Raw genomic sequence first — 23,470 nt, 5'->3', positions numbered from 1 at the left:
ACAGCCCGGGGCTCCCGATGGAGCAGACGGTCGGCACACCACCGACCTCCCGCACGCACCCCCTGCCCGAGCCACCACATGAGGCCACCCCGGCGGGTGGCCTTCGTCGTTCCATGACCCCACTCCTCCGGCCAAGCGGAAGCACTAGAGCCTGGCGCAGACGCCGTGCCCAGATCCTCACCAGAGACGGACACCGCTGTAGCTACTGCGGCGGCCCGGCGACCCAGGTGGACCACGTCATCCCCCGCGCCGTCGGCGGCACCGACGAGCCGGGGAACCTCGTCGCGGCGTGCGGACCCTGCAACCGGAGGAAGGGCGGCCGGTTTTTTGGGAGCGAATCGCAAGGACACCCCGACTGTCCCTCTTCTCTCCCCGCCGGCGGATCGCCGCGGCCGACGTCGAGGGACTGGTGAGCGAGCCCGGTCCGCTGGAGGCCGCGGTGGCCCGCGAGATCGCGTGGGTCTCGCAGCGCTCTGAGGGCGCGGAGGGATCGTGGCCCGCCCAGCTGGCGGTCCGTCTAGCTCGGGAGATCGAGGCGGCGGACGCGACGCTGTCGGCCCGGGTCCAGGCGGGGAAGCTGCTGCACTCGACGCTCGACCGGCTCCGCCAGGCGGCGCCCTCGGAGAAGCGGACCGACCGTGTCGATGAGCTGCTGTCGCGCCGCAAAGCGAGGGAGGCGACGGCGTGATCGCGACGCCCGCCGCGCCGGCCATCGTCAAGCCGACGCTGATGTTGGTGCCCGACGGCTCGACGGCTCTCGCGCGGGAGGTGATCGAGCTCGCGGAGCTGGCCGGGCTCGTCCTCGACCCGTGGCAGCGGATGGTGCTGACGGCCGCCTTGACCGAGACGCCGACGGGGCAGTGGGCGGCGCCGGAGGTCGGCCTCGTCGTGTCGCGGCAGAACGGGAAGGGCGGGATCCTCGAGGCTCGTGAGCTCGGCGGGCTCTTCCTCATCGCGGAGCGGCTGATCACGCACTCCGCCCACCAGTTCGACACGTCGCTGGAGGCGTTCCGTCGGCTGCTGTTCCTCATCGAGAACACACCGGACCTGAGCCGCCGCGTCGCGCGGGTGTCGCGCTCCCACGGCGAGGAGGGCATCGAGCTGATCGGTGGCCAGCGGATCCGGTTCCGGACGCGGACGGCGGGCGGCGGCCGTGGGTTCACGGGCGACTGCCTGATGATCGACGAGGCGATGATCTACCCGGAGAAGGCGCACGGGTCGCTGCTGCCGACGTTGTCGGCGCGGCCGAACCCGCAGGTGTGGCTGGTGGGGTCGGCTGTGGACCAGGCGATCCACGAGCACGGCCTGGTGCTGGCTCGGATGCGTGAGCGTGCGGCGTCGGGGACGTCGCAACGGATGGCGTACTTCGAGTGGTCGGTTCCCGTCTCCGTCCCGGAGGGTGAGGACCGCCCGCCGCGGCCGGATGACGTGACGGCGGAGCTCGCCGCGTCGGAGGAGGCGTGGGCGCAGGCGAACCCCGCCCTCGACATCCGCATCAGCCGGGAGGCGGTGGCCCTCGAGCTGGAGTCGATGGACCCCAGGACGTTCGCGGTGGAGCGCCTCTGCGTCGGGGACTGGCCCGACACGTCGTCGAAGGCCGGCCAGGTGATCCCCCTGGCTTCGTGGAGGAAGCTCGTGGACCCCGCGTCGGGGATCGCGGGACCGGTGGTCCTCGCCGTGGACGCGATGCCCGACCGCCGGCGGGCGTCGATCGCGGCGGCCGGGCGTCGCGCGGACGGGCTGATGCACGTCGAGCTGATCGACCGGCGCCCCGGGACGGCGTGGGTCGCCGCCCGCGTCGCCGAACTCCGAGCGCGGCACACGATCACCGGGGTCGTCGCCCAGGCGTCGGGGCCGGCGGCCTCCCTCGAGGAGGCGATCGCCGACCTCGAGCTCGTCGACCAGGCCGACTACGTCCGGGGCTGCGGCCACTTCTTCGACCTCGTCGACGGGGAGGGGCTGCGCCACCTCGGCTCACCCGAGCTCGACGCCGCACTGCGGGGCGCGGCGAAGCAGAAGGCCGGGGACGCGTGGTCGTGGTCGCGGGCGTCGAGCTCCGTCGACATCTCGCCGCTGGTCGGCGTGACCCTCGCGGCCTGGCACGCCCTGACCGTCGGTCCCTCGGTGTACGAGACGAAGGACCTGCTGGTCCTCTAGCCGTGCGGCGCCCCCTCGACATCCTCCGCCGGGCGGCCGGCGCGCTCTCCCCTGCCCGCATCCGGCGCGCGTTGGTCGCGCGGCGCCCGGCGATCGAGAGCGCCGGCGCCACCCTCGGCTTTCTCGCGGGGCTCGCGATGGTCGCGACGGGTGTCGCCCTCGTGCACCTCCCCTCCGGCCTGATCGTTGGCGGCCTCGAGCTGGCGGCCGGCTCCGCCCTCTACGCGAGGAGCGGCGGGTGAGCCTCGTCGGGCGCATCGTCGGACCACGCCCGGAGGCGTCGATCAGGGGGATCGACACGCTGATGGAGGCCTTCTCCTTCGGCGGCGGGGAGGCCCACAGCGGGAACCGCGTCACGGTCCCGGGTGCGCTCTACCTCGACAGCGTGTGGGCGGCGGTGATCCTCCTGTCGGAGACCGTCGGGACCCTCCCGCTGAAGACGTACCAGCGGACACGCGGCGGCGGTCGCGTCGAGGCGTGGTTCGAGAACGTCTACCGCCTCCTCCACGACGAGCCGAACGAGGAGATGCCGGCCGTCGTGGTGTGGGCGCTGCAGGCCCTCCACCTGAACACGTGGGGCAACGCGTTCCTCGGCAAGGAGCGCGTACGCGGCGAGATCGTCGGTCTCTGGCCCCTCGAGCCGGAGCGGATGCGGGTCGAGCGGCGCGACGGGCGGAAGGTGTTCATCTACCTCGACCACCACGGCGCCGAGCACCGGTACACGACCGACCAGGTCATCCACATCATGGGGCCGTCGATCGACGGCCTCACCGGTCTCTCCCCCATCGCGTACGCCCGTCACACGATCGGGGCGGGACTGGCGAGCGACGAGTTCGCGGCCCGCTTCTTCCGGAACGCCGCGGTGCCGCGTGGCGTCCTCCAGACCGACGGGGAGCTGAGCGAGCCGGCGGCGAAGCGCCTGAAGGCGCAGTGGGACGCGGCGACCGGTGGGAAGAACATGCACAAGGTCGCGGTCCTCGAGGGCGGCACGAAGTTCCATCCGATCACGATGCCCCTCGAGGACGCCCAGTTCGTCGAGCAGGCGAAGCTCAGCGTCCAGAAGGTCGCGCGGATCTTCAACGTCCCGGCGGAGCTCATCGGCGGGGAGTCGGGCGGGAGCCTCACCTACTCCACCGTCGAGGGTCAGGCGCTGCACTTCCTCACCCACGGGGTGCGGCGGTGGCTCGTCCGGATCGAGCAGACCCTCGCCCGCGACCGCGACCTCTTCCCCGGCCGCGGCCGGACGCTGTACCCCGAGTTCGTCGCCGACGCGATGTTGCGCGCCGACGTGAAGACCCGCGCCGAGGTCTACACCCGCGCCCTCGACCCCGCGACCGGCTGGATGCGTCGGGAGGAGGTCCGCGGCCTCGAGAACCTCCCGCCCGAGGCGCCCGAGCTCACCGCCCCGATGGAGACGCTCGACCGGACCGCGGCGCGCCTCCTCGCCGAAGCGGACGCCCGCGCGGCCGCCACGACCAACGGAGGGAGTCTCCATGCCCACGCCTGACCCGTCGCGGCGTGCCTACAACCGGGTGCTCGCCGCGGTCGCCACGACCCCGTGGGCGATCGAGCCGGCCGCGTTCGCCGCGATCTGCGAGGTCCTCGAGCTGCGCCTCGCCGGTGTGCGCCTGAGCGACGACCAGGTCGCCGACCGGATCGCCGCCGGCCCCGGCTCGCGGGATCCGTACGAGGTGGGCGGTGGGATCGCCGTCCTCCCGATCTACGGCGTGATCGTCCCGCGGGCGAACCTCATGACCGAGATCTCGGGGGGCACGTCCCTCCAGAAGCTCGGCGGGGCGCTCGACGCCGCGGCGGCGGACCCCGCCGTCTCGACGATCCTCCTCGACATCAACTCGCCGGGCGGGAGCGTGTCGCTCGTCCCGGAGACCGCCGCGAAGATCCGCGCCGCGCGGGCGTCGAAGCCGGTCATCGCGCACGCGAACACCATGGCGGCGAGCGCCGCCTACTGGCTCGCGTCGCAGGCCGACGAGATCATCGTCAGCCCGAGCGGCGCGGTCGGCTCGATCGGCGTCCTCTCCGCCCACGAGGACGAGAGCGGCAAGTGGGAGCAGCAGGGTGTGCACACCACCCTGATCTCCGCCGGCCGGTTCAAGACCGAGGGCAACCCCTTCGAGCCCCTCACCGAGGAGGCCCGGGCGTCGATCCAGGCGCTGGTCGACGACTTTTACGGCCAGTTCGTCGCCGACGTCGCGAAGGGCCGGGGCGTCGACCGCCAGGCCGTCCGCGGCGGGTTCGGCGAGGGCCGCGTCGTCTTCGGCCGCCACGCCGTCACCGACGGGATGGCGGACCGCACCGAGAGCTTCGAGGCGACGCTCGCGCGGCTCGCGCGGAGCGGCGGACCTCGCCGCCGAGGTGGGGGCGCCGCCGCCGACGGCGTCGACGACCCGACCGTCGAGGCGCAGCTCGTCGCGCCTCTGGCCAACCCCGACTCCGACCCCGACCCGGCCGCCGCGCCGGCGGACGAGCAGAACCCGCAGGACCAGCAGGACGGCGAGGGACTCGAGAGGGACCTCGACTACCACCTGGCGCTCCGGCGCCTTCCGTAAGCCAGAGCACAGGAGGAGATCAAGATGCCGCAGCTGGTCGCTGAGGACATCGCGGGCTGGTCACGCGACCGGCTCGAGAGCGCGTACGGCGAGCGCCTGGACCGCGTCCGGAGCATCCGGGACGGCGCCGGCGGGTCGCTGGTGAACGTCAAGGGCGCCGAGGCCGACGAGGTGCGCAACCTCATGGCCGACACGAACATGCTCGGCGCCCGCATCGACGAGGTGAAGTCCCTCGCCGGTGCGGACGCGATGCTGGAGGCGGCGGAGCGCCGCGCCCACGACCTCCGCTCCCGCGGGCAGGACGTGAAGCCGTTCCCGATCGACAGCGGGCCCGGCGACGACGCCGCCGGCGTCGGCGCCGACGGCCAGCCGTCGGACATCGGCGGGCGGTTCCTCGCCTCGGACGCGTGGCAGTCGTTCCGCGCGGAGGGCACGAAGGGCATCGCGTCCTCGGTGCCGCTCGCGTCCCTCTGGAAGGGCTACCGCGGCGTCGGCGAGCCGGGCGCCGCGCTGTTCGACTCGGCGGACTTCCCGTCGCAGGCGGACTGGCGGCCGGGGCCGGTCGAGACGCTGTACCAGCCGAACAACATCGCGCCGCTCATGCCTCAGGGCACGACGGGCGCCGCGACGGTCCGCTACCCGAAGGAGACCGTCACCTCGAGGGGCGCCGCCACGGTCGCCGAGGGCGGCACGAAGCCCGAGGCCGAGCTGTCGTTCACGGCGGTGGACGAGCCGATCCGCAAGATCGCCGTCCTGCTCCCCCTCACCGACGAGTCGCTCGAGGACGAGGCGTTCCTGAGGTCCTACATCAACGCGCGCCTCGGCCTGTTCGTCCGGATGGAGGAGGACCGCCAGCTTCTCGACGGCAACGGCGGCGCGACGCCCCCGCAGATCATCGGCCTGCTCCGCCGGTCGGGGATCAACACGGCGACGTCCTACTCGCTCGCCGGCGCCAACCCGGACCAGGCGCTGATCGACGGCGTCTTCAAGGCGGCGATGCGCGTCCGGGAGTCGTTCCTCGCGCCGGACTCGTTCGTGCTGCGCGCCGCGACGTGGGAGATCATGCGGCTCGCGAAGGACGCCAACCGCCAGTACCTCCTCGGCCCGCCCGCCGAGCAGGGCGAGGTCCGCCTGTGGGGCCTCCGCGGCGTCCTCAACGAGAACATGCCGGCGGTCGCCGCGGCGAACAAGCCGGTCCTCGTCGGGGCGTTCGGGACGGCGGCGATGGTCATCCGCCGGTCCGGCATCGAGCTCGCCGTGAGCGACTCGCACAGCACCTTCTTCGCCGAGAACAAGGTGATGCTCCGGGCCGAGGAGCGCCTCGGGATGGCGGTCTTCCGCCCGCAGGGCTTCTCGACCGTCACGTCGGCCGCGTAGCCGCCCCAACCCACCCCGCCGCTGCGGGCGCCGGACGACCCGGCGCCCCGCACGTGCGACTGACCGAAGGGAGCCCTCGTGGCCGACACCAAGTCCCACAAGATCACCTACGACGACGGCACCACCGCCTACCTGGCGCTGGACGACGACGACGTGAAGACGTGGCGCAAGCTCGCCGAGAGCAAGACGTCGAACGTGAAGTCCGTCGCGCCGGGCGAGCCGAAGCCGTTCAACGTCGAGCAGGGAAGCTGACCGACCGATGACCGTCCGGGCCGTCCCTCGCGGGCGGCCCGGGGCATCGCTCGGAGAGACCACCATGTCTGACTTCACCGAACGGGTGCACGCCCGTGGGTTAAGCGGGGCAGCCTCATGATCTACGCCCGACCGGGGTCCACGTTCGAGGCCGTCGTCAACGGCTACGCCGCGGGCCTCACGACGGTGCGCGCGCGGATCCTCGACAACGCCGGCGCGACAATCTCGGGCCCCAGCACGACAGGGGTGACGGAGCTCGTCGCAGGATCGGGGAGCTACGTCGCGACGCTCACCGCCCCCGCCGTCGCGGGGCAGTACTCGGTGGGATGGGACACCGGCGTCGTCTCCCCCGCCACGTGGACGACCGAGGACCTGGTCGTCACCTCCACCCCGCCGTCGATCGCGCCGGCAGGTCCGGGACTCACGACCCTCGCCAGGGTGAAGGCGCAGATGGAGGCGACCTCGACGACGTCGGACGACCTCATCGAGAAGCTCATCCCGCCGGCGTCCGCCGCCATCGAGCGGTACACCCGGACCGAGTTCCGCGGTCCCGACGACCCAGAGACCCGCGACGTCGCCTTCGCACCATGGTCGACCCGTGGCCGCCTGGAGCTCGAGGTCGGCGCCATGCGCGAGATGCCGACCGCGGCCGTGCTGCTCGATGCCGACGGGCTGGACCTCCAGACCCTCACCCTCCCCGCCGAGCTCATCGCACTCCCGGTCGGTCGCAGACCGGGCGTCGACCCGATCACGACCCTGCGCTTCGCCTCGACGGTGCAGCCGTCCCTCACGGGGGACGAGATCGTGCGCGTCACGGGTCTCTGGGGCTGGCCCGCTGTGCCCCCGGACGTCGAGCAGGCCTGCGTCATCACGGTCCGGTCCTGGATGCGCAGCGCGCCGGCCGCGGCCGCCGGCTACGGCTTCGAGGAGGGCCGCGTCATCCAGTCCACCCCCGAGGGCGGCTGGATGCTCCCGATGGCCGCGAGGCAGCTCCTCGCCCCCTACCGGTGGCCGGTGGTCGCCTGATGGCCCAGAGCCTCGTCCCCGCGGTGAAGGGCGCCCTCGTCGACGCGACCGCCGCCGCGCTGCCCGGGATCCAGGTGACGTGGGGCAGTCCCCGCGGGGACAAGGACCGCGAGTGGGTCTTCGTCGGCGACGTCACGGGGACGCAGGCCGCGGCGGCCATCGGCCGCAGCCGGCGCAAGGAGACCTTCCGCGTCGAGATCGTCGTCTCGATCGTCCGACCCGACGTCGACGACGCCCGGGCGATCGCCGACCGTGCCTACGAGCTCGCTGGCGCCATCGAGGACCTCCTGCGCGCCGACGAGACCCTCGGTCTCCCCGGGCTCATCTGGGCGCGGGTCGAGAAGACCGACCTCACCGAGGGCGTCGCCGGCGGCGAGCGCTGGGCCGAGGTCACCGTGCACGTCAACTGCGAGACCCGGATCTGAGAACCGGAGCCTAGGAGGCCCCCTGATGCGACTGCACTACTCGGGCCCGGTGGACCGGGTCTCTCTCCCCCTGCCCAACGGCGGCCACGTCGAGGTGGCGAAGGGCCACGACATCGACCTCTCCGACCACATGACGGCGAAGGAGGCCGCCGCCCTCGGCCGCAGCCTCCTCGACCAGGACACCTGGACCGAGGCGAAGCCCGCGGCCAAGTCCGACGACAAGAAGGAGGACTAGGCCATGGGCCACCGATCCGGCATCGGGGGTCAGCTCGGCTTCGTCGCCGAGACGACCTACGGCACGTTCGTCGTGCCGACGCGCTTCCTCGAGTTCAACACCGAGGGGCTCGTCTTCAACCGGGAGACCATCCAGAGCGCCGGCATCCGCCGCGGCTCCAACATCCAGCGGACGTCGCGGTGGGCAGTGAACAAGAAGGGCGGCGGCGGCCCCGTCACCTTCGAGCTCGCGTCGAAGGGCTTCGGCCTCCTGCTGAAGCACGCGATGGGCGCCGTGACGATCACCACCCCGGGCGGCGCGACGCTGCAGCGCCGGCACCGCCACGTCTTCGGCGACCTCGACGACCTGTCCCTGACGATCCAGAAGGGCGCCCCCGACATCGGGGCGACGACGAACCCATTCACGTTCCTCGGGTGCGTCGTCACCGGTTGGGAGCTCGGCGTCGACGTGGACGGCCTCGTGATGTTCACGCCGACCTTCGACGCCCAGGACATGGTCACCGCCCAGGCGCTCGCCGTGGCCGCCTACCCGGCCGCGGACGAGCTCTTCTCCTACCAGCAGACCGCGGTCACCGTGAACGCCGGCGGAGTCACCCCGACGGGCATGACGCTGTCGGTCGACCACGGGATGAAGACCGACCGCTTCTTCGTGCAGAACAGCGCGCTGAAGAAGCGCCCCGTGATCGCCGCCCGCCGCGCGGTGACGGGGACCCTGACCTTCGAGTTCGAGTCGATGACCCAGGTCAACTTCTTCCTCAACGCCGCCCCGGGCGCCGAGGTGCCGATCGGCGCGGTTATCCGCGGATCCCAGATCGACGCGGCTCCGAACTACTACGGCCTCGACGTCATCATCCCGAAGGCGAGGTTCGACGGTGAGATCCCCGTCATCCAGGGCCCCGACGTTCTCACCGTCTCGGCGCCCTTCGAGGTCCTCGACGACGGCACCAACGAGGAGCTGACCCTCGACTACTTCACGACGGACGTCGCCTCGTAGCCGGTGGCGACCACCGCGATCAGCATCGAGGGCCTCGCGGCCTTCCGGCGCGACCTGAAGCGGATCGACCCTGCGCTCCTTCAGGGCGTCCGGGTTGCGCTCAAAGAGGCGGCCGAGCTCGTGGCGGGCGAGGCGCGGCGGCGGGCGCCGGTCCGATCCGGCCGGACGAGGACCAGCATCCGCAGCTTCACGAGCGGCAACCGCGCGGGCGTGCGCGCCAACGCCCGCCGGGTGTCGGCCCGGTACCCGGGCGGCTACCCCTACCCGCGGCGGCTGGAGTTCGAGAACGGGGGGCGCCGGGCGTTCATCGGCCCGGCGCTCGAAGCCAAGCGACGCGACGTCGTGGAGCGGCTGGACGACGCGCTCGGCGACGTCGCGCGGATCTGGGAGGGCTGAGTGCCCATCGACAACGAGCTGACGGTTCGCTGGGGCGGAGTGGACTACCGCCAGTCGCAGCTGACGGCGGCCGACATGATCGCGATGGAGGAGGAGTGGGGCGAGGCCTTCGTCCGCATCGACTTCGAGTCGATGAAGGCGGTGTGCTGGCTGGTGTGGCTCATCCGCCGCCACGAGGAGCCGGACCTCTCCCTCGACGACGTCACGTCCATCACGCTCGACGCGCTCTCCGAGGACGCGAAGGCGGCCGCGGTCCCTCCTACCAGCGGCTCGCGCAAGCGCGCGAGCAAGTCCGGCAAGAGTGGCGGCCGTACCACGGCCAGGTCTTCGGGCTCCGGCCCTGGGACCTCGAGCTCCTGACGCGCCGTGAGCTCGATTTGATGGCCCACGCCGTCTCCCAAGCGTCACAGGCGGAGGGCTAGGACGTGAGCACCCGACGACTCGAAGTCGTCATCACCGGCGACGCGAGGTCGCTGCAGCGCACCTTCGGGCAGGTGTCCCGCGACGCCGGTCAGATGGACAGCCGCGTCGGCCGCGCCGGCCGCGGGCTCGCCCTCTTCGGCGCCCGGGCCCTCGCGACGGGCGCCGCCGTCGGCGTGGGGGGGCTCGCGACGGGCCTCGCCTTCGGCACCCGCGAACTGCTCGCCCAGGAGAAGGCGAGCGCGCGGACGGCCAACGTCCTCGAGACCACCGGCGGCGTCGCCAACGTCACGGCGAAGGACGTCGAGGACCTTGCCTCATCCCTGCAGTCGCAGACCGGCACCGCCGACGACGCGATCCAGTCCGGCGCGAACCTCCTCCTCACGTTCACCAAGGTCAGGAACGAGGCCGGAAAGAACAACGACATCTTCAACCGCGGGGTGGAGGCCGCCAACGACCTGTCGGTCGCCCTCGGGACCGACATGTCGGCGGCGTCGATTCAGGTCGGCAAGGCGCTGAACGACCCGATCAAGGGCGTCACGGCTCTCACCCGGGCGGGCGTGTCCTTCACGCAGGAGCAGAAGGACCAGATCCGCACGATGCAGGAGTCGGGCGACATTCTCGGCGCCCAGAAGCTGATCCTCGCCGAGCTCGAGACCCAATTCGGTGGAGCGGCCCGCTCAGAAGGGGAGGCGACCGAGGCGCTGCAGCAGTTTCAGCGCGGCGCCGAGGACGCCGCCGAGGGGCTGGCGGCGCGGCTCTTGCCGCAGGTCATGAACGTCGTCGAGTCCTTCAAGCGCAACTGGCCACAGATCCGCGACGTCGCCCAACGCGCCTTCGACGGCGCCCGCGCCGCGGCCGCGCGCGCGATGGCTTGGTTCGACTCGAACGTCCTGCCCACCATCCGTGCGGTCGTCGCCGGCGCCCGGGCGTTCTGGAACCGCTTCGGCGACGACATCAAGACGGTCTTCGCCCTCGGCATCCGGGTCGTCCAGCGCGCCATGGCGAACATCCGGGAGGCCATCGAGCTGGTGCTGGCCGTCATCCGCGGCGACTGGGGCGCGGCCTGGCGGTCGCTCACGGCGATCGTGCGGAACGTCATCGCGGACATCGTGGACATCATCCGCACCCTCGCGCCGATCGCCCTCCGGCTCGCGATCGCGGCGGGGAAGGCAATCGCGTCTGGGATCATCAGCGGCGTGAAGGGACTCGCGGGACGGCTCACGACCGCGGTCGTCAGCGCGGTCTCGTCGCTTGCGGGTGCGGCTCTGGCGGCCGGGGAGTCCATCGGTCGCGCGATCGCGTCCGGCATCGTCTCGGGCCTCGGCGATATCGGCTCCCGGATCCGCGGGCTGATCCCAAGCGCGAGCAGCCTGGTGCCCAACCTCGGTGGGCTGCTGCCCAACATCGCGGAGAACGCGACCAGCGGGCCCCTGACCGGGGGCCTCCGGCGCGCGGCGGCCGGATCGCCACTGGACCTCGACCGCAGCAGGGCGGCAGGCGGGAGGGCGGAGAGCAACGCCCGGCGGGCGGCCGAGGGCGCGGCGCGCGGCGCCGGCTTCACGCCCGACCAGATCCGAGACGCCGGGGAGAAGGCCGCGATCGCGTCGCGGCTCTCGACGATCGCGACCCTGCGCTCGAAGATGCGCGGCCGTCACGGGCTGCTCGTCACGGCGATGAACAACGCGCGCCGCCGCCGAGCGAAGATCAAGGTCCCGAACAAAGGCGGCGGCCGACAGAAGGCGCTCGACCAGCGCGCCGCGCTGACCCAGGCCATCAGCAACATCCAGGACGAGATCGAGTCCCTCGTCGCTGAGGACGCTGACCTGGTCGTCGAGGCCGCTGAGCTCGGGGAGGAGCAGGCGGCGATCGACCGGGGGACCGAGGGCGGCAGCGCGTCCGCCGACGCCGGCCCCACCACCGGAGACTTCGCCGACGCCGCGGTCGCGGAGGCCGCCCTGACGCCAGGGCTCGACGACGACCTGGCCGCGGCGCGTGGCGTCGAGGCCGTCGCGCAGGCAGAGCTCGACGCCGCGCGCGCCTCGGGCGACCCCCGCCGCATCGCCGACGCCGCCCGCGCCGTCGCATCCGCCCGGTCGGCCCGTGAGCAGATCGAGTCGCAGAACGCGAACACCGAGGCGCTGAAGGAGAACACCGAGGCGACTAAGCAGTCGTTCGGCGGCTCCGTCGCCTTCGGCTACCGCGGCCAGCTCGAGGTCCTCCGGTCGCTGACCGCCTCCTCCTCCGACCGCTTCGTCGGGATGGAGACCGGGATCTGATGCTGACCCTCGGCCGCATCGTCTTCGACGCCCCCGACAGCCTCGCCGAGGGCGTCGGTGAAGCCGTCGCCCGCGTCGGCGCGACCCCCGTCGCCGGCGCCCGGTCGGGCCTCTCCTCCTCCCTCGCCCTCACCACGTGGGCGGACACCAGCGCCGAGCGCGAGCGGATCCGCCGGCAGCTGCGGTCCCTCCTCAACAACCTCCCCGCCCGCGACCGCGCGGTCTACCTCTCGTGGCCCGACGACCCCGAGCACGACGGCTGGTACGTCCCAGGGGCGACGACCTTCGACCTCGAGGGCGTCGCCCTCGACACCGCCGTCTGGAAGCTCGGCACCATCGACCTCGCCCTCGTCGGACGGCCCCGCACACACCGCCGGGCCGTCGTCGCCTACCTCCGCGACCGCCGGGTCGCGACGGAGGCCCGCGACCAGCTCCGCCGGATCTACTCGACGAACTTCAGCGGGATGACGCCGTCCGCCGTCGTGTGGCTCCCGAGCACCATCACCGACGCCCTCGTCTCGTCGTTCTCGACGCTGGCGCTGACGACCGCCCGGACCGGGTACGGGGGGGCGTCGATCGTCGGGGTCGTCTCCCCCGCCGACCTCGCCGTCATCCACTTCGAGCAGGCCGCCGCCAACCGCAACCTCGGCGACGTTGTCGTCTACGACCGCCGCGGCACCCTCACCGGCCCGACGTCGGGGCCCGCGAGCCAGTGGGAGGAGGCCTACGGCCCCGACTGGCCGTGCGACCCCGCCGCCGACTGGCGCGCCGGCGCCGACGTCCCCGTCCTCGACAACGGGATCTGCCGCGTCCGCTTCGACGCCGCGAACACCGACGGCTTCGCGATCGACCGGTGGACCGGCGCCGCGTGGGCGGAGCAGGGGAAGGTCCTCGTCGAGCGGGTCGGCGCGTCGACCGCCTACTGCGACACCCTCGTCTCCGCGAACGTCGTGGAGTGGACCGCCGACCGCGCCGTCGTCCGGGCGGTGATGCGCCTCGCCTCCGACGTCTACAGCCGCGAGGAGGTCTACATCACCCTCCAGACCGGCTGGACGGGCCCGCGCTTCGAGGTGTACCCGGGGCCCGTCGCCGCCGGCACACCCGCCGGCGCCGGTGTCCACGTCTTCCGCCAGGGCGCCCCCGCCGGCACCGAGACCGCGAACAAGTTCGACGCCTCCCTCCAGACCGTCACCGGCGTCCCGTCCTTCGCCGCCGGCGCCGTCGGCGCGGCGTCGTTCACCGGCGAGAACTGGATCGTGATGCGCCGCACCGGCGTCAACGCGATCGCCCTCGCCGCCCTCCAGTCCGCCGCCGCTGGCCGCGTCGAGAACAGCTCGAGCGCCTACGGATCGGCGCGCAACGGGATCTCGATCCGCGCCGCCGCCGGCACCGGCTACGTCTCCGCGCACCTCGGCATGAACGCCGCGAGCGGCACCGACGCCTACGACTCCGTCAACGGCCAGCTCGACGGGGCACGGGACCTCGGCAAGCAGGTCCTCTACGACGCCCGCTCGCCCCAGACCATCGTCAGCAGATAGGAGCCCCCGTGCCCCCGATCGTCATCAACCCCGGCGACAGCGTCCGCGAGGCCTTCGGGGACGCCCGCCCGGGCGACGACATCGAGATCGTCCCGGCCCGCTACCCGGCCGGCACCGCCCAGCTCGTCACGCCGAGCCAGGTCACGATCCGCGCCCGCGGCTGGCGGCACGGCATGTCGGTCCTCCCGTCCGCGGACAGGGGCCTGCCGGTGATGATCGAGGGGCGCCTCACCATCGGTGCGTCATGCGACGTCGACGGGGTCGGCGTGGACTCCTCGAAGGCGCTCGCCGCATCGGGGTCCGTGATGATCGACGGCAACGAGAACCACATCCGCGACCTGTGGATCACGAACCGGAACGCCGCGGGGGTCGGGTCGATCGCGCTGACGATCGGCGTCCCCACCACCTTCGGTGGCCGCGGCCCCGCCCATGACTTCAGCCTCGACGCCTTCCAGATCGTCCGGTTCGGGACCCCCGGCAACGTGAAGCACCAGGGCGTCTACGACAAGCTCACCCGCGGCGCGAAGGTCCGCAACGGCCTCATCCGCCTCGGTCCGATGTTCGGGCTCCACGCCTTCCCCGACGCCCGCGGATCCGAGTACGAGCGGATCATCGTGGACCTCTGCGGCGCCGGGCTCGTCTGCTCGTCGCAGGACGACGCCTCGACGGGGGTCGCGGACCCCGGCACCACCGGAATCTATGCCCACCACCTCTGCATCACCCGCGCGACGCGCGCCGGGAACTTCCTCGTCGAGTCGCAGTGGGACGGCGGGAACACTCCGGCCGTCCCGTGCCGCCTCGAGGACGCGATCGTGTGGCGCGGCGGCCAGCCGGGCGGTCGCTTCGAGGGGGGTCTCTCCCCGCACGTCCAGATGGCGCGGATCCTCGACGTCGATCCCCGCTACCGGGACACCGGCATCGGGGACTACCGGGTGCCCGCCGACTCGCCCGCCGCCGACAAGGTCCCTGTCTGGCTGGTGGACGGGGCCGTCCCCCCTCCCCCCGACCCGGGTCCCGACCCGGCGCCGCCGCCGTCGCAGGACACATCGGGTCCCGTCATGGCGTGGGTCCGTCCCGCTGAGGGCGCGGTCCTCGCCGGGCCGCTCCTCTACACCGTGACCGCCGCGGATCCGGCGGGGGTCGCGTGGGTCGAGTTCCGGCTGAAGGGGGCCGGCGTCGACCAGCTGCTCTTCCGCGAGCTCTCCGCCCCCTGGGGTGAGACGCCCTTCGACACGACCCGGGTCCCGGACGGTCCGTACACGCTCACGGCGACGGCCCGTGACGCCGTCGGGAACGAGACCACCATCACGCGCGCCGTCACGGTCGCGAACACCCCCACCCCGCCACCGCCCCCCGACCCCTCCGACCCGTGCGCCGGGATCAAGGCGGAGCGCGACGCGGCGGTGATGGCGCGCCTCGCCGCGGAGGCCGCGCGAGACGACGCCCTCGGGCGGATCGCCCGCGCCCGGGCCGCGCTGGAGGACTGACCGATGCCGGCGCAGGCACCGGGCGGGGGCGGCGGGGGCGGCGGGGACATCACCCAGGCCGACCTCACCGCCCACGCCGCCGACACCTCCGCGGTCCACGGGATCGCGGACACCACCGCCCTGGAGACCGCAGCGGGCGCCCAGGCGAAGGCGAACGCCGCCACGGCAGCGGCCGCCGCCGCCCTCTCCAGCCACGAGGCGGACACCACCGCGGTGCACGGCATCGCCGACACGTCCGTCCTGGAGACCGTCAGCGGGTCCGCGGCGAAGGTCGCCGCGCTGGCCGCCACCGTCGCCACCGACGCCGAGCTCGCGGCGCACGAGGCCGACACGACAAGCGTCCACGGGATCGCAAGCACCGCCAACCTCGAGACGTCGAGCGGGGCCCAGGCGAAGGCGAACGCCGCGCAGGCGGCAGCCGAGGCGACGGCCGCCGGCGCGCTCGCCGCGCACGTTGGCGCCGTCAGCGTCCACGGCCTCTACCACCGGACCGGGACCCCCACCGAGAACGACGACAGCGGCGACGGCTACGTCGTCGGCGACGTCTGGATCGACGACGAGAGCCTCATCCACTACCAGGCGTACGACGTCACCCCCGGCGCCGCCCTCTGGTACGTGGTCAGCGAGGCGTACGTCTCCTGGTACGGCCTCTCCAGCCGGTACTACGCGGACGTCAACCCCGACGCGACGTGGGACGTCACCTACGACATGACGGGGTGGGCGCACCCCCTCTACGTCGGCTTCTTCCCCGGCTCGAAGGTCTGGAACCGGGTGACCCAGGTCGAGTGGATCTGCCTCGACAACACCGCAGGGGCCGCCGTGTGGCGGCCGATCACCGCGATCGAGGACGTCCAGCTCTTCACCTCCAGCGGGACGTGGACGAAGCCCGCGTGGGCGGCGACGGTCCCGACCGCGAAGACCCGGGTGATCCTCCTCGGTGGTGGCGGCGGCGGCGGTTCAGGGTCGCGGCGCGCGTCGGGCGTGGCGAACAGCGGCGGCACCGGCGGTTCGGGGGCCGGGGTCTGCGACGTCACCATCCCGACGTCGCGACTCGCGACGGGTGCCGTGACGATCGGCGCCGGCGGTGCCGGGGGGGCGGCGATCACGAGCGACAACGCGAACGGCACGAACGGATCCGGCGGCGGCGTGACGTCGGCGGCGATCATGGCGGACGGCGTCGTCCTCCGGAACGGCTTCGGTGGCGGCTCGGGCGCCGGCGGCTCGACATCGAACATGGGCGCCCCCGGCGGCAGCGGCGGCGGCACCCAGGTCGGCGCGAACGGTGGCAACACCACCCTCGGCGCAAACGGTTCCTCGGGGGGTGCAGCGACGGGGTTCGCCGGCGCCGGGGGAGGCGGCGGGGGCAGCATCAGCGCGACGCCGGCCGCGTTCGCCGGCGGCGTCGGCGGGTACCGCGTGATGGGCTCCCAGAACACCCCGGCCGGGGGAGCCAACACCGGCGGCACCGGCGGCGTCGGCTCCCTCCCGACGAACGGCACGGAGCCCTTCGCAGGGTTCACCCTCGGGGCCGGGGGCGGTGGCGGCGGCGCCTCGGTCGCGGGCGCCGCCGGCGCGGGCGGCAACGGCCAGAACTACGGTGCCGCGGGCGGCGGCGGCGGGGCCTCCCTGAACGGAAGCAACAGCGGCAAAGGCGGCGACGGCGCCCCCGGGGTCGCCCTGATCATCACGACGGCCTCGTGATGGCCCGCTTCGTCCTCGTCGTCGACGGCTCCGCGGAGGGCGTCGTCCTCTGGGACGGCGTCGCGGCCATCACCCTCCCCGCAGGATCGCGGCTCGTCCCGGCGGCGGAGTGGGTCGGAGCCACCGAGCGGCCACGCTCCCAGGCAGACGTCAACGGCGACGCGATCCGGGCGCGCGCCGACCAGGCGATCGACGCGATGCAGAGCCACATCGACCGCGGGACCTTCACCGCCGCCCAGCGCGACGCCGCCCTCCTGCTCGTCCTCCGAGTCAGCGTCGCGCTCTGCCGCCTCGTCCTCGGCCGCCTGGAGCGCGAGTAGCCGATGTCCACCGCCGTGGGATCCCGCACCGGCAACGCCGGAGGGCGCCGCCTGGTCTCAGCCGGGTCAGGCACCCGCCTCCGCCACATCGCCCCGACGAGCCGGTTCGCCTCCGAGGGCGCGACGACCACAGTCCTCGGCCGGTCGTACGGGTTCACCGAGCTCCCTCTCTCCCGCGCCCCCACCGGCGCGGACCTCGTCGAGGGCGCCTACACCGGCCGCCTCGGCGACGCCGGGGAGTTCACCCTCACCTTCCCGAACGCCGCCGGCGCGAAGGGCCTCTGGCGGGAGCGCTTCTCCGCGGACCTCGCCCTCGAGTTCATCGAGATCTACGACGACGACGTCCTCGAGTTCGTCGGCTCCATCCAGCGCATCGAGATCGACCGCGGCAGCGTCACCGTGAGCGGCACCGACGCGTGGTCGCTCCTGCGCCGCGCCTACGAACGGGACCGGACGTGGACGGCGGCGCCCCAGGAGGTCGCGACCGCCTACACCCGGGTCCCCGTCGCCGTCGTCGCCGACGACTTCCCCGGCGTCGCCCTCAGCGGCTGGACCGTCGCCGCGAACACGACCGTCACCGTCGCCGACGGCACCGCGACGATCCGCACCACCGCGGGTGGCGGCGCCCCCCAGATCTCCCGGTCCCTCGGGACGCTCGGCGACACGTGGCGGGCGACCGCCGTGGTGCGCGCCGCCGGCACGTTCGCGCCCGGCGACGACCTCCTCTTCGGGATCCAGGGCTCCACCAACGGGGCTTTCCTCTACATCGCCGACGGCCTCTGGACCTTCTACGACCCGACCGGCAGCGCCGCCAACATCGGGAAGGCCCCGGCGGCGGCCCGGAACCTCCCCCTCACCCTCCAGATCGAACGCCGCGGCCGGTGGCTCGTCGGGTTCGTCAACGGCCAGCTCATCGGGTTCTTCGAGTGCCCCTCGGGCATGACGGGGACCCTGTCGGTCGCCCTCAACAGCCTCGTCTCCGGCACCGGCGACCTCATGGTCGTGGACTCCGTCAACGTCACCGAGCAGCGCGGCTTCCTCGCCCGCGGCAGCGACGTCGGCGACCAGGTCCTCCCCGGCGACTACCCGACGGGGGGCCTCCGCGGCCGGTACTTCAACGACGCCGACCACCAGGGCCTCGGCACCGACGTCCGCGCCCTGCGGATCCTCGCCCCCGACCGGACCTCCTACGGGGAGCGCCTCGACCCCGTCATCAACACCGGCGGCGGCCTCGCCCTCCCCCTCCAGCCGGGCGCCGCCTCCACCTACTTCTCCGTCCGGTGGTTCGGCGCGATCTACCTCAACGCCGGCGCCGGCGCCTCCACGCCGTTCGACCTCGGCGCCGTCGGCGGCCGCGCGCGCCTCTGGATCGGGAAGACGGCGTTCACCGCACCCCTCATCAACAACTGGTTCTCGACGGGTGGCGGGACCTTCACCGGCACCCTCACCCACTCGGCAGTCGGGGCGGCGTCGGGCTGGTACCCGCTCGTCCTCGAGTACCGGATCGACACCGGCGCCCCCGCCATCAACCTCCAGTACACGCCCTCGTCGAGCTACACCGACCCGGGGGGCACCGCGATCACCTCCGGCGTGAAGCGGACGGTGCCGGCGACGAGCCTCAGTCCCCTCGGCTGCTACGACGGCCGCATCCAGGGCCAGTCCCACTTCGACGTCGTCCAGGCCGCCGCCACCCAGTTCGGCTACCAGCTGCGGTGCGCGCCCATGAGCCTCGAGTCGGGAGAGTTCCCCGGCCGCCTCGTCCCCCGCCGCCGCGTCGGCCGCGACACCGACAAGGTCCTCGAGGTCGACGACACCGACCGCGCCGACCCCGTCCTCTCCCCCGGCGTCACGATCGACGCCTCCGACCAGACGCTCCTGCTGATCGGGTCGGGCGCCGGCCTCTCCGACGGCCGCGGCAGCCAGGTGACCACCGAGATCTCCGACCTGGCGAACCTCGACGACGCCCTCTTCGCCCTCGAGGGGGTCGTCGACGCCGGCGACATCGGCTTCGTCCAGCTCCTCGAGGCGAGGATGAACGCCGAGCTCGCCCTCCGCGGCACGCCGTGGGAGGAGGTCCGGGGTACCCCACTCGCCCAGAAGGAGCTCGCCGACACGTGGCCGCTGTCGGCGACCCTGTCGGCGATGCGGTGGGAGCCCGGCGACGGCCTCCGCCTCAACGTCCCCGACGTCGGCGTCGTGGACGACGCACCCCGGCAGCTGCTCCAGGTGACCCGCACCTTCAACGCCCTCGGCCGAACAGGGACCTCCGTCGCGTTCCGCCAGCGGCCCCGGTCTGCGGCGCGGTCGGTGCGCGGCCTCCTGCGCTCCGCGATCAGCCGTGGCCGCAGCTACCAGGGGCAGAAGGTCACGCTCCTCGGCGACTACGTCAGCTCCGCCCCCGTCGCCGGCGCCTACACCCTGTACTCGTACGTCCCCCTCCTGCCCGGCGACCACGTCGTCCGCGCCTACGTCCGGGTCGTGCTCAACAACTTCGCCCAGGCGCTCGGGATGGAGATCAACGGCACCGACCGCACCTCCTCCGTCGGCGGCGGCTGGAGCACCGTCCCCCTCGAGGTCGACGTGACGGCGTACGCGACCCAGGTGAGCGCGACGGACAACCGCCTCTACGTCCGGATGCGCAACAACGGCGGCGTCACGACGGCGATCGAGTTCCAGCTCCTCGTCGAGGTGCTCCGGTGACCCCCGTCCACCCAACGAGCGCGGTGAGCGCAGGAGGCGAGCGGTGAATGGTGGCCGAGACCTCGCACGAGCCAGAGGACGGGACGGGTGGTGGCGGCGCAACTGGCCGCCGCCGACGCCTGCCCACGTACGACGTCCTCTGGAAGCGGATCAGCCAGGGAGTCGGGCTGGGGCTCGGGGTGGTCGAGTACGTCCTCTCCCAGGTCGGGGAACGCCCACCCGACCCGAACATCCTCCTGCTCGTGTCGTTCCTCGTGGGGGTGCCGTTCGTCGCCGGGAAGGCTGGGGGCGACGGGAAGTGAGGATCGCCGTCTTCACGGGGCTCATGGTCCTCGGGCAGATCGCGCTGGCCGTCATGCGAGCGAGGGGTGACCTGTGAGCGACCACCACTGGATCGACCGTCTCCTGCGGGTCGCGGCGATCGCGACGCTCTCCACGATCGCCCTCCTCTACTGGCAGACCCAGGAGCGCGTCAGCCGCATCGAGGGGCCCGTCTGCGCCCAGCTGCGCGACCTCACCGACCGCAACGTCAGGGGCATGCGGTACGAGCTCACCCGCATCGACTCGGCACTCGCCCAAGCGGCGGCCGGGACCCTGACCCTCCCCGCCGGCCGCGCCGCCGAGCTCCGGGACCAGCGCGCCGTCATCGAGGACAGCGTCGCCGACACGAAGGAGCCGCCGTGCTGACCACCTTCGACCGCCTCCTCCGCGTCGCCGGCGTCGTCGCCCTCGCCCTCGTCGCCGGCGTCTTCCTCTTCGGCACCCTCCGCGACCGCGGCCAGGAGCAGACCACCCGCGACGTCGCCTGCGCCGTCGCCACATGGAACGGCGAGATCGTCGACTACTTCGACGGGGCGCGCGCCCGCTTCGAGCAGCGGATTGGGACCCCCGAGGAGGTCTCGACGGACCAGGAGAGCTACCGCCAGCTCACCGTCCTGCTCGACGCCTCCACCACCCTCGCCCGCGACATCGGCCGCAGCTGCGGCCCGATCATCCCCAGAGGAGACGCACGTTGATGCACACCTGGCGCACCCTCCCGGCCGTGCACACGTCCGGCCGCCGCCCTGCCCCGCCGACGCTCGTCGTCATCCACTGCACCGAGGGGAGCACCGCCGAGGGCGCGGCCCGCTGGTTCGCGAACCCCCGCAGCGGCGGCTCCGCTCACGTCGTCGTCGACGATGTCGAGGTGTGGCGCTGCGTCGACGACATGGCGATCGCCTGGCACGCCCGCGGCGCGAACACCAACGGCCTCGGCCTGGAGATCGCCGGCTTCGCCAGGTGGACCCGGGAGGAGTGGATGGCTCACCAGCCGCGCCTCGTCGAGGCCGCCCGGATCCACGCCGGCTGGTGCCGCGTCTACAGCATCCCCCTCCAGGAGGGCACGAGCCGCGGCTACCACACCCACGCCGGGCTCCCCGGCAACGACCACTGGGACCCAGGCCCCGGCTTCCCGATCGACTTCTACCTCCAGCAAGTCCGGAGGTTCCTCAACGTCGCGCCCACCCCTCCGGCGCCGAAGGTCCGGCCCCACGGCCGGTCGCTGCGGCTCGCCCTCCCGAACGGCAAGACCTACGGCGGGTGGACGAAGCCCGAGGCGGGCGGCTTCGACGGGCCCGCGCTCGGACCGCTCCGGTGGCTCGCTCGCCGCAAGACGGCGAAGCCCGGGACCGTGCTCACGTGGCGCGGCGGCCGCTTCGACCAGCACGACAAGCTCCCCGCCGTCGCGCGGGAGATCCTCAAACGAACCGGAGGCTGACCATGCTCGGACTCAAGACGCCCGACATCACCCCCGCCCAGGTCGTCGCCGTCGTCGGCGCGATCCTCGGCGTGCTCCTCGCCGCGGGCCTCGACATCTCGGACGACCTCCGGGACGCCATCATCCTGCTCGTCACCGTCCTCGCACCCACCGTCATCGGCGGCGACGCCGTCATCCGCAACGGCCGCGCGAAGGCCGCCGCCGCGGCGGCCGCGCCGGTCAACGTCGAGATCGACGGCATCCCCAGCGACCCCCACGAGGGGGGCACGTCGTAGGGATCGACGGACGACCGTCGAAGTCCACAGCCCATGAGCATCGAACGCGTCTACCACTGCGACTGGCGTGACTGCGAAGGGCACCAGCGGACGGCCGCTCCTCGGCCACCGCAGACCTTCCTGTCAGTGACCGAGGGCGGGCGCAACGCGCTGCACTTCTGCAGCTGGGACTGCATCCTCCACCACGCGGCCGAGAAGCCGCCGGTGGAGGTCGTCGGCTCGGACGCCTAGAGCGTCCGGTCGTACACCGACGCGCTGGCGGCTCCGGCCTTCACCACGGCGATCGCGTTGTACGCGCTCGCCTTCGCCACGTACACCTCGCTGGTAAACATGATCTCGTGGTTGCCACCGCGGATGCGGACGCGGTAGCCGCCGCTGGCGGTCACGATCTCGAAGTACACGTCGATCTCCGATCGACCGGGGGCGCCCCCTCCACACGCGGTCCGGGGTGCCCGTTGGGTAGGTAACGCCGCGTGGGGAACGCGACACGGGCATCTTTCCACGCCCCTCGGACGGAACGCTGCACGGCGCGGGGCGCGCAGCGCCGGATGACCTACCCGCCATCCGGCGCCGCCGCTTTCCCCTGCGCGGTGTTCCCCAACACCGCGGAGCGAACTGCTGCGCTCGTGCCGAACATACCCGCACCCCACCGTGGTGAGTCAACCCCCGCCGGAGGAGGTCGGGTCATAAGACCGCCAGATCCGCATCATCAGTCCTTCCCTGGACGCCCCGGCCTCCCCGCGTCGGTCACAAGGTCGGCGGCGGGGGGATCGGAGTCGCGTCGTACGTCACCGAGACGGTGACCGAGACGAACGGCGGCTTGAAGCAGCGGGTCACCTGGCGCTGGGAGATGATCGGCCCTCGCCGCCCGTTGACCCTGGGGCCGCGACGCACCTGCATGATCTTGCCGCAGTACTGGCCCGGACCGAACCGGCCGGTGGTGAAGGGGCCGCCGCCGAAGTAGCCGTAGGGGCTGCCGGGTTCCTCGATCGCCTGGATCGCGCCGAGGTTGAAGCCGCCGACGATCGCGAACCGTGTCGCCTGGTTCCGGGCGGCGTCGAAGGCGTCCGCGACGGCCACCTTCCGCGCGATCGTGACGGCGCGGGTGATCTTCGCGTTGGTCAGCGGCGCCGCCGCCAGGACCCGCGCCTGACCCGTCCCGGCCGCCGTGATCGTCTCACCGTGGGCGACGCCCGCGCCCCCAGCGAGGACCAGCCCGGCGATGACACCCGCCACACCCCTTGTCACGCGCACGTCTCAGCCTCCCTGTCCGGCGCGGGCCCTGTCGTCCGCGCGTCAGGCGACCCTAAGCGCAGCGGGGGACGCGAAGGGACGGACCCTCGACCGACCCTCGAGGCGCTATCGCTACCAGACGAATCGAGGCAAGAGCGGGGCTGGACCCGTCGCACGAGGAATCGAGGGGTGCCGCCTCGAGCCGGCGGCTGGGCGTCTCATCCCTCCGGGCCGACCTCAGCAACGCAGTGCCCGATGCCGCGGTCCCCGAACGCGTCGTACCAGACCTCGGCAAACGCGGCCTCTGCGCGACTGAGGGCAAGCCGACCTCGA

At 72.9% G+C, this 23,470-nt stretch carries 28 protein-coding genes; 26 read left to right on the top strand and 2 right to left on the bottom strand.

Annotated features, from left to right (window positions below; all coding sequences use genetic code 11):
- The first annotated feature begins 17 nt into the window (after positions 1–17).
- The 26 genes from IU369_RS23740 to IU369_RS06545 all read left to right on the top strand — a co-directional run bounded on the left by IU369_RS23740 (position 18) and on the right by IU369_RS06545 (position 22,135).
- Positions 18–413: an HNH endonuclease gene (locus IU369_RS23740; protein WP_343233202.1), complete on the top strand. Its 396-nt coding sequence runs from the start codon at positions 18–20 to the stop codon at positions 411–413.
- Positions 410–688: a hypothetical protein gene (locus IU369_RS06665; RefSeq protein ID WP_217923789.1), complete on the top strand. Its 279-nt coding sequence runs from the start codon at positions 410–412 to the stop codon at positions 686–688. Before IU369_RS23740 ends, IU369_RS06665 begins: the two co-directional genes overlap by 4 nt.
- On the top strand, positions 685–2,157 hold the full coding sequence (locus IU369_RS06660; protein WP_217923788.1) for a hypothetical protein: 1,473 nt from the start codon (positions 685–687) through the stop codon (positions 2,155–2,157). Before IU369_RS06665 ends, IU369_RS06660 begins: the two co-directional genes overlap by 4 nt.
- A gap of 2 nt (positions 2,158–2,159) precedes the next feature.
- Positions 2,160–2,399 (top strand): hypothetical protein, encoded by a 240-nt coding sequence (locus IU369_RS06655; protein ID WP_217923787.1) that lies wholly within the window; start codon positions 2,160–2,162, stop codon positions 2,397–2,399.
- Positions 2,396–3,664: a phage portal protein gene (locus IU369_RS06650; protein WP_217923786.1), complete on the top strand. Its 1,269-nt coding sequence runs from the start codon at positions 2,396–2,398 to the stop codon at positions 3,662–3,664. Before IU369_RS06655 ends, IU369_RS06650 begins: the two co-directional genes overlap by 4 nt.
- On the top strand, positions 3,651–4,724 hold the full coding sequence (locus IU369_RS06645) for a S49 family peptidase (RefSeq protein ID WP_217923785.1): 1,074 nt from the start codon (positions 3,651–3,653) through the stop codon (positions 4,722–4,724). Before IU369_RS06650 ends, IU369_RS06645 begins: the two co-directional genes overlap by 14 nt.
- Before the next feature lie 24 nt (positions 4,725–4,748).
- Positions 4,749–6,101: a phage major capsid protein gene (locus tag IU369_RS06640; RefSeq protein ID WP_217923784.1), complete on the top strand. Its 1,353-nt coding sequence runs from the start codon at positions 4,749–4,751 to the stop codon at positions 6,099–6,101.
- 78 nt (positions 6,102–6,179) lie between these two features.
- Entirely contained in the window at positions 6,180–6,353 is a 174-nt protein-coding gene (locus tag IU369_RS06635) for a hypothetical protein (RefSeq protein ID WP_217923783.1), read from the top strand.
- Positions 6,354–6,470: 117 nt separating this feature from the next.
- On the top strand, positions 6,471–7,379 hold the full coding sequence (locus IU369_RS06630; protein ID WP_217923782.1) for a head-tail connector protein: 909 nt from the start codon (positions 6,471–6,473) through the stop codon (positions 7,377–7,379).
- Positions 7,379–7,804, top strand: a complete 426-nt coding sequence (locus IU369_RS06625) for a peptidase associated/transthyretin-like domain-containing protein (RefSeq protein ID WP_217923781.1) — start codon at positions 7,379–7,381, stop codon at positions 7,802–7,804. Before IU369_RS06630 ends, IU369_RS06625 begins: the two co-directional genes overlap by 1 nt.
- Positions 7,805–7,829: 25 nt before the next feature.
- On the top strand, positions 7,830–8,039 hold the full coding sequence (locus IU369_RS06620) for a hypothetical protein (protein ID WP_217923780.1): 210 nt from the start codon (positions 7,830–7,832) through the stop codon (positions 8,037–8,039).
- 3 nt (positions 8,040–8,042) lie between these two features.
- On the top strand, positions 8,043–9,032 hold the full coding sequence (locus tag IU369_RS06615) for a phage tail tube protein (protein ID WP_217923779.1): 990 nt from the start codon (positions 8,043–8,045) through the stop codon (positions 9,030–9,032).
- A gap of 3 nt (positions 9,033–9,035) precedes the next feature.
- On the top strand, positions 9,036–9,428 hold the full coding sequence (locus IU369_RS06610) for an HK97 gp10 family phage protein (protein ID WP_217923778.1): 393 nt from the start codon (positions 9,036–9,038) through the stop codon (positions 9,426–9,428).
- Positions 9,429–9,788 carry a hypothetical protein gene (locus tag IU369_RS06605; RefSeq protein ID WP_217923777.1) on the top strand — a complete coding sequence of 120 codons (360 nt, stop codon included), beginning with the start codon at positions 9,429–9,431 and terminating at the stop codon, positions 9,786–9,788.
- A 65-nt stretch (positions 9,789–9,853) separates the two neighbouring features.
- Positions 9,854–12,127: a hypothetical protein gene (locus IU369_RS06600; protein WP_217923776.1), complete on the top strand. Its 2,274-nt coding sequence runs from the start codon at positions 9,854–9,856 to the stop codon at positions 12,125–12,127.
- The gene (locus IU369_RS06595; RefSeq protein WP_217923775.1) at positions 12,127–13,665 is read left to right on the top strand and encodes a hypothetical protein; all 1,539 of its coding nucleotides are present in this window, start codon (positions 12,127–12,129) and stop codon (positions 13,663–13,665) included. The genes IU369_RS06600 and IU369_RS06595 overlap by 1 nt, the downstream gene beginning before the upstream one ends.
- 8 nt (positions 13,666–13,673) lie before the next feature.
- Positions 13,674–15,152, top strand: coding sequence for an Ig-like domain-containing protein (locus IU369_RS06590; RefSeq protein ID WP_217923774.1), 1,479 nt, complete (start codon positions 13,674–13,676; stop codon positions 15,150–15,152).
- 3 nt (positions 15,153–15,155) lie between these two features.
- Positions 15,156–16,853, top strand: a complete 1,698-nt coding sequence (locus IU369_RS06585) for a hypothetical protein (protein ID WP_217923773.1) — start codon at positions 15,156–15,158, stop codon at positions 16,851–16,853.
- Positions 16,853–17,173, top strand: a complete 321-nt coding sequence (locus tag IU369_RS06580; protein ID WP_217923772.1) for a hypothetical protein — start codon at positions 16,853–16,855, stop codon at positions 17,171–17,173. The genes IU369_RS06585 and IU369_RS06580 overlap by 1 nt, the downstream gene beginning before the upstream one ends.
- A gap of 15 nt (positions 17,174–17,188) precedes the next feature.
- Entirely contained in the window at positions 17,189–19,873 is a 2,685-nt protein-coding gene (locus tag IU369_RS06575; RefSeq protein WP_217923771.1) for a hypothetical protein, read from the top strand.
- 50 nt (positions 19,874–19,923) lie between these two features.
- Entirely contained in the window at positions 19,924–20,175 is a 252-nt protein-coding gene (locus IU369_RS06570; protein ID WP_217923770.1) for a hypothetical protein, read from the top strand.
- 73 nt (positions 20,176–20,248) lie between these two features.
- Positions 20,249–20,560, top strand: a complete 312-nt coding sequence (locus IU369_RS06565) for a hypothetical protein (RefSeq protein WP_217923769.1) — start codon at positions 20,249–20,251, stop codon at positions 20,558–20,560.
- On the top strand, positions 20,554–20,889 hold the full coding sequence (locus IU369_RS06560) for a hypothetical protein (protein WP_217923768.1): 336 nt from the start codon (positions 20,554–20,556) through the stop codon (positions 20,887–20,889). Before IU369_RS06565 ends, IU369_RS06560 begins: the two co-directional genes overlap by 7 nt.
- Positions 20,889–21,629: an N-acetylmuramoyl-L-alanine amidase gene (locus IU369_RS06555; protein ID WP_217923767.1), complete on the top strand. Its 741-nt coding sequence runs from the start codon at positions 20,889–20,891 to the stop codon at positions 21,627–21,629. Before IU369_RS06560 ends, IU369_RS06555 begins: the two co-directional genes overlap by 1 nt.
- Before the next feature lie 2 nt (positions 21,630–21,631).
- Positions 21,632–21,904, top strand: a complete 273-nt coding sequence (locus IU369_RS06550) for a hypothetical protein (protein ID WP_217923766.1) — start codon at positions 21,632–21,634, stop codon at positions 21,902–21,904.
- A 33-nt stretch (positions 21,905–21,937) separates the two neighbouring features.
- The gene (locus tag IU369_RS06545) at positions 21,938–22,135 is read left to right on the top strand and encodes a hypothetical protein (protein ID WP_217923765.1); all 198 of its coding nucleotides are present in this window, start codon (positions 21,938–21,940) and stop codon (positions 22,133–22,135) included.
- Here the strand turns inward: IU369_RS06545 and IU369_RS06540 are convergent.
- Positions 22,132–22,305 carry a YegP family protein gene (locus tag IU369_RS06540; RefSeq protein ID WP_217923764.1) on the bottom strand — a complete coding sequence of 58 codons (174 nt, stop codon included), beginning with the start codon at positions 22,303–22,305 and terminating at the stop codon, positions 22,132–22,134. The two genes, IU369_RS06545 and IU369_RS06540, sit on opposite strands and share 4 nt — an antisense overlap.
- 346 nt (positions 22,306–22,651) lie before the next feature.
- The gene (locus IU369_RS06535; protein ID WP_217923763.1) at positions 22,652–23,158 is read right to left on the bottom strand and encodes a hypothetical protein; all 507 of its coding nucleotides are present in this window, start codon (positions 23,156–23,158) and stop codon (positions 22,652–22,654) included.
- Between the last annotated feature and the right edge of the window lie 312 nt (positions 23,159–23,470).

Source organism: Miltoncostaea oceani, assembly GCF_018141545.1.
GTDB lineage: Bacteria > Actinomycetota > Thermoleophilia > Miltoncostaeales > Miltoncostaeaceae > Miltoncostaea > Miltoncostaea oceani.
The sequence above is the reverse complement of the archived record's forward strand: the minus strand, read 5'-3'. Positions and strand labels throughout refer to the sequence as shown.